At 72.8% G+C, this 5,419-nt stretch carries 5 protein-coding genes; 3 read left to right on the top strand and 2 right to left on the bottom strand.

The genetic code is table 11. The features are described 5' to 3' along the window. The 3 genes from rlmN to Q0L15_RS11800 form a co-directional block, all read left to right on the top strand. Positions 1–590 (top strand): 23S rRNA (adenine(2503)-C(2))-methyltransferase RlmN (gene rlmN / locus Q0L15_RS11810; RefSeq protein ID WP_296604577.1); only part of this gene is annotated, 590 nt, incomplete at its 5' end. Beyond that, the gene (locus Q0L15_RS11805; RefSeq protein ID WP_296604576.1) at positions 587–1,378 is read left to right on the top strand and encodes a GNAT family N-acetyltransferase; all 792 of its coding nucleotides are present in this window, start codon (positions 587–589) and stop codon (positions 1,376–1,378) included. The genes rlmN and Q0L15_RS11805, both read left to right, overlap by 4 nt. A gap of 109 nt (positions 1,379–1,487) precedes the next feature. After that, complete coding sequence (locus Q0L15_RS11800) at positions 1,488–2,690, top strand: glycosyltransferase family 1 protein (protein WP_296604574.1); 1,203 nt, start codon at positions 1,488–1,490, stop codon at positions 2,688–2,690. Here Q0L15_RS11800 and Q0L15_RS11795 read toward each other — a convergent pair whose 3' ends face one another. Together Q0L15_RS11795 and Q0L15_RS11790 are read right to left on the bottom strand one after the other, a co-directional pair. After that, on the bottom strand, positions 2,691–4,337 hold the full coding sequence (locus tag Q0L15_RS11795) for a TIGR03767 family metallophosphoesterase (protein ID WP_296604572.1): 1,647 nt from the start codon (positions 4,335–4,337) through the stop codon (positions 2,691–2,693). Between the two features lie 27 nt (positions 4,338–4,364). Next, a partial coding sequence (locus tag Q0L15_RS11790) for a Rossmann fold nucleotide-binding protein (RefSeq protein WP_296604570.1) occupies positions 4,365–5,419 on the bottom strand: 1,055 nt, incomplete at its 5' end.

Raw genomic sequence — 5,419 nt, 5'->3', positions numbered from 1 at the left:
ACGTCGTCTTCATGGGCATGGGGGAGCCACTGGCCAACTACAAGGCGGTCATCGGTGCCGTACGCCGGCTCACCGACCCGACCCCCGACGGACTCGGGATGAGCGCCCGGGGCGTGACCGTGTCGACCGTCGGGCTGGTCCCGCGCATGCGCCAGCTCGCCGAGGAGGGCATCCCGGTCACGTTGGCGCTGTCGCTGCACGCCCCCGACGACGAGCTGCGCAACGAGCTGGTCCCGATCAACACCCGTTTCTCGGTCGCCGAGACCGTCGAGGCCGCGTGGAACTACGCGCGGACGACCAAGCGGCGCGTCTCGATCGAGTACGCCATGATGCGCGGCATCAACGACCAGGCCTGGCGCGCCGACCTGCTGGGCGACGTCCTGCGCGGCTACGGCGACTGGGGATGGGTGCACGTCAACCTGATCCCGCTCAACCCGACGCCGGGGTCGAAGTGGACGGCGTCCGACCCGGCCGACGAGCGCGAGTTCGTCCGCCGCCTCGAGGCCAAGGGCATCCCGACCACGGTCCGCGACACCCGCGGCCGCGAGATCGACGGCGCCTGCGGCCAGCTGGCGGCCACCGAGGCATGAGCCCGACGCTCGCGGAGGTCACTGCCGCGAGCGCGGCCTGGGTGTGGCTCCCCGATTTCGCGGTGACGGTGGAGACCGACGAGTACCTCGTCGTGCGCTACCCCGACTGGTTCGAGGAGCCCCTGATGCTCACCCGCCTGCTACCGCGCCGACGCCCGGCCGTCGTGCTCGACGAGGCACTCGAGCGGGCCCGCGAGCTCGGTCCGTCCGAGATCCTCTGCTGGGTGCCGCCCGACGCCGCTGCGGGTGTCGAGGCGATGCTGGCGGAGCGCGGGACGCCGGCCCAGACGGTGGACGTCCTCGCTCGGGACCTCAGCGCCGGCGGGCCGGACGCCCCGCTGTCCGCGGACCTCGAGCTGCGCTGGGTGGCAGACGTCGGGACCCTGCGCGACTACGAGGGGGTAGCGGCTGAGGTGTTCGGCGGCTCCCTCCCGCCGGACGACCACCTCGAGCACGAGGCGGCCCGCGCCACCCTCGCGCTCGCCACGGGAGCGGCCGGGCGCGCGGTCGCGTACGTGGACGCGATGCCGGTGGGAGCAGGCGGGCTCACGCTGACCGACGGTGTGGCGCGGCTGTGGGGCGGGGCGGTGCGCGAGAGCCACCGCCGGCGCGGCATCTACCGCGCACTGCTCGACGCACGCCTGGCCTGGGGTGTCGAGCACGGGGCGCGCTTCGCCCTCGTCAAGGGCCGGGTCGAGACCTCGGCCCCGATCCTGCGGCGGGCCGGCTTCGCGACGTACGGGCAGGAGCGCTCCTACCGCCTGCCGCTCGCGCACCGCAGGTCCTGATCGAGCGCCACGCGGGGTTCACGCGGCGTTCGTGTCGGCATCGACGCGCGTTCCCGGGTGACCGGCAGCGTCGGACGCGGCAGGACACCTGAGTCGAAAGGTCGCGTCCATGCGCATCCGTCGGCACCACACCTCGCTCGCCCAGCTGGGCCACCGGCTCCCGCAGCTGCCTCAGCCCCCGACCGACCGGCTGCGGGTGCTGGTCGTCACCGAGTCGTTCCTCCCGCAGGTCAACGGCGTCACCAACTCCGTGCGCCGCGTCCTCGAGCACCTCGCCGCCGAGGGGCACCAGGCCGAGCTGATCGCTCCGACCGGGCCCCCGACGTACGCCGGGTTCCCGGTCACCCGGGCGCGCGGCACCAGCCTCCCGTTCTACCGCGACTTCCGGATCGGCCTGGAGTCCAAGGCGCGCCTGCGCGCAGTCATGGCGCGCTTCGCCCCGGACGTCGTGCACGTCGCGTCGCCCGCCACGCTCGGCCACCAGGCGGTGCGGGCCGCCGAGGAGCTGGGGATCCCGACGGTCGCGATCTACCAGACCGACCTCGTGGGCTTCGCCGAGCGCTACGACATCGCCGGGGGGCCTCGCGCGATGGCCTACCTCACCCGCCGGATCCACGCCGGGGTGGACCGGACCCTCGCGCCGTCGTCCAGCAGCCTCGCCCAGCTCGCCGACCTCGGCATCACCGCGACCGCCCTCTGGCCCCGCGGCGTCGACCTGCAGCAGTTCCACCCCGTGCACCGCTCCCCGGAGCTGCGTCGCCAGATCGCTCCCGACGGTCGCCTGCTGATCGGCTACGTCGGCCGCCTGGCGCCCGAGAAGGAGCTGAACCTGCTCACCTGCCTCGCGCACGATGCCCGCTACGCGCTGGTGATCGTCGGCGGGGGCCCCGAGGAGCGGCGGCTGCGCACGTTGCTCCCCGGGGCGTCGTTCCTGGGCGTCCTGCACGGCGAGGAGCTCGCCCAGGCGTACGCCTCGCTCGACGTCTTCGTCCACACCGGCCGCCACGAGACCTACTGCCAGTCGGCCCAGGAGGCATTGGCGTCGGGCGTCCCCGTCGTCGCCCCGCGCGCCGGCGGTCCGCTCGACGTGGTCGCCGACGGCGTGGCCGGCTTCCTCTACGAGCCGGGCGACCGCGCCGAGCTCATGGCCTACGTCGACGCGCTCGCCTCCGACCGGCTGTTCCGCCGGCGCACCGGCCTGGCCGCGCGGCGCAGCGTCGCGACCCGCTCGTGGCAGGGCGTCAACGAGGCGTTGGTCGCCCACTACCGCGACGTGATCGGGATGCGCTCCGCCCTCCGCCGCGCGGCGTAGCTACCTCAGGAAGCGCGGCGCGCGGAGGATCAGCTCGACGTTGCGTGCGGTACGCGCCCCGCGGCGGTCGTGGTCGCGCTCCTGCCAGTCGTTGGCGGCGAGCTCGCGAGAGAGCGCCGCGAGCTGCAGCGGGGAGTCGAGCTGGCTCTCCTCCCACGTCGTCGGCGCAGCGTGGTCGAGCATCGTGGAGAAGATCGAGAGCGTGCCGTCCTTGTTGTTCGCGATCTCGACGATCCTGCCCTGCTGGGGCCAGTCGATGTGCGAGGCGGTGTTGATCTCCCAGAACCCGTTGAGGATCCGCTTGTCCTTGCCCTTGCCCTCGGTGCGGACATGGGACTTGATGTTGTTGGTGTGGGTGTGGCCGTTGACCCAGGCGATCACGTTGTCGTGCTTGAGCAGCTCGCGGACGAGGGCCCCGCCGAGGATGCGCTTGCCGGGGTCGAACGGACCGGTGACGTGGTTCACCATGGTCCACGACGGGTGGTGGCTGGAGAACACCAGCAGCTTGCGTTTGGACGTCGCAAGAACCTCCTTCACCCACGCGAACTGCGACGGGCTGAGCGAGCCGTCGTCGCCGCCGTTCGCGTTGACGGTGTCCATCACGACGAAGCGGACGATGCCGCGATCGAACGTGTAGTACGCCGTGCCGTCGGTGAGGTTCTGCTCGGTGTAGCCGTGCCCGACCGGCAGGCCCGTGGTCGTGAAGTGCTCTTGCACGATTTCAGCGGTGGTGAGCTCCCGACGATTCGGGTCGGCCGTGACGGTTCGGCGCTTGTCGGTGTCGATCTCCTTGACCGTGCCGGTCGCGCGCGCCTGGCTGTCAGGCGCGGGGTGCGCGTTTCCTTGATAGAGCTTGTCGTGGTTGCCCATGACGCTGAACCACGGGATGTCGAGCCCCGTGGCCTCGAACGGAGCCCGCGCTTTGGCCAGCAGGCCGGGGATCGTCGGGTAGCCGTACTTCGCCCGGGCGTCGTCGTCGACCTTGCCCTCCGGCGTGCCTTCGGGGTGCCAGTACTTCGCGAAGTAGAACGCCGGGTCGCTCGAGTCCGCCACGCTCTCGGTCTTCTCGTGGTCGCCGGAGTCGGGCTGGATCTGACCGCCGTCGAGCACGTCGATGTTCCAGCGCACCTCGTTGTACTGCGCGTTGTCCGCGTTGTCGCCGGTCTGGAGGGTGAACGCGATCGGTCGCCCGGTGGCCGGCCCGGTCTTGACCGCGTTGATGCCCTGCACCATCGCCTCGGCGACGTGCAGGGTCAGGAACTCCTGGGGCCGGTAGGCCGAGCTGCTGAACGGGTCGGCGTACTCGAGGCGCATCGGGGACTCGGTGTCGACGATGTGGACGTCGCTGACCTGGGCGAACGCGACCAGGGGACGGCGACGCCCGGCCCGGCCCGCCTTGGCGCGGGTGCCGAGGTCGGTGCGCACCTTCCAGGACTCACCGGCGGCCGTCACGACCGGGCGGTAGCCACCGGCGCCTGCGGTGCCCCGGACCATCACGCTGGTGCGGGTGGTCGTGGCGCGAGCGGCCCGGGCGGCCGGGCCGGTGCCGGCGACAGCGTCGGCCGAGAGGCCACCGAGACCGCCGAGAGCGGCGGCGCCGCCGACGGCGGCAGCGGAGCGGAAGAGGTCGCGACGGGAGATCTGCATCGCGTCAATCTAGGCTCCGCGGCGGGTTCACGTCCCCGAAACAAGCAGGTTCGCCGCGTCCTCCCAGGAGTCGACCAGGTGCACCCGGTCCTCCATCGGCCGGCCTCGCGAGAGCGACCGCAGCAGCGGCCAGGCGGGCAGCTCCTCGGTCCAGTAGCGAACGCCCACCAGCACCATCGGGGCGACCGAGGACTCGTCGGCGTAGTAGTTCTCGCACGCGTCCTGGAAGATCTCCTGGACCGTCCCGCCGAAGCCGGGCAGGAAGACGATGCCGGCGTCGCACACCTCCAGCAGCGTCGCCTCGCGCGTGGAGTTGCGGAAGTACTTCCCGATCGCGGTCGCGAAGACGTTGGGCGGCTCGTGCCCGTAGTGCCAGGTGGGGATCCCGAGCGACTCGGCTCCCCCGGGGAAGCGGTCGAGCACGGCGAACCCGCGGTCCGCCCAGGCGCCGATCGAGGGCCGGTACGACGCCACCTCGGTGAGCAGCGCCAACGCCTCGTCCAACGCCGCGGCCGGGTCGGGCTGGCGCGCGAGCCAGGCGCCGAGGTTGGCGGCCTCCATCGCACCGGGTCCGCCCCCGGTGGCGACCATGTGCGACGAGCCGAGCGCCGCGCCCAGGCGGGCGGCGTCGACGAACCTCGGGTCGCCGCGCAGGGCGGTGTGCTGTCCCATCACCCCGACGAGGCGCCGTCCGGCGATCCAGGACTCGAGCGCGACGTCGACGGCGTGGTCGTGCAGCGCCCGGACCAGCGCCTTGTCTCGCGTCGAGGGCCGCTGCGACCACGCGTAGGCCCGCGCGTCGAGCGAGTCGGCGTAGTCGGGGGCGTCGTACAGCTCCGCGGGCGTGTAGAGGGTGGTGCGCGCGGTGTCGACCGGCGCCTCAGGGGTCGCGGGCAGGACGAGGGCACCGGCCGCCCGCACCAGGTCCTCGTCACCGGGCGCGAACGTGCAGCCGAGGAACGTCGCACCCGCGAGCCCGACGGAGGCGAGCGTGTCGTGGCGCGCGGTGAGGTCGACGCCGCGCAGCCGCCATCCGCGCAGCGACGTCGCCCCCGCCGCCAGCCGGCGGTCGAGCTCCGCCA

It is taken from the genome of Nocardioides sp., assembly GCF_024509035.1.
Classification (GTDB): Bacteria; Actinomycetota; Actinomycetes; order Propionibacteriales; family Nocardioidaceae; genus Nocardioides.
This window is presented reverse-complemented; position numbering and strand designations above follow the sequence as displayed.

What these genes read in the sequence shown, in the direction of transcription:
- Q0L15_RS11800 (WP_296604574.1), top strand. Translation starts at nt 1,488, where the DNA reads ATGCGCATCCGTCGGCACCACACCTCGCTCGCCCAGCTGGGCCACCGG.
- Q0L15_RS11795 (WP_296604572.1), bottom strand. Translation starts at nt 4,337, where the DNA reads ATGCAGATCTCCCGTCGCGACCTCTTCCGCTCCGCTGCCGCCGTCGGC.
- Q0L15_RS11805 (WP_296604576.1), top strand. Translation starts at nt 587, where the DNA reads ATGAGCCCGACGCTCGCGGAGGTCACTGCCGCGAGCGCGGCCTGGGTG.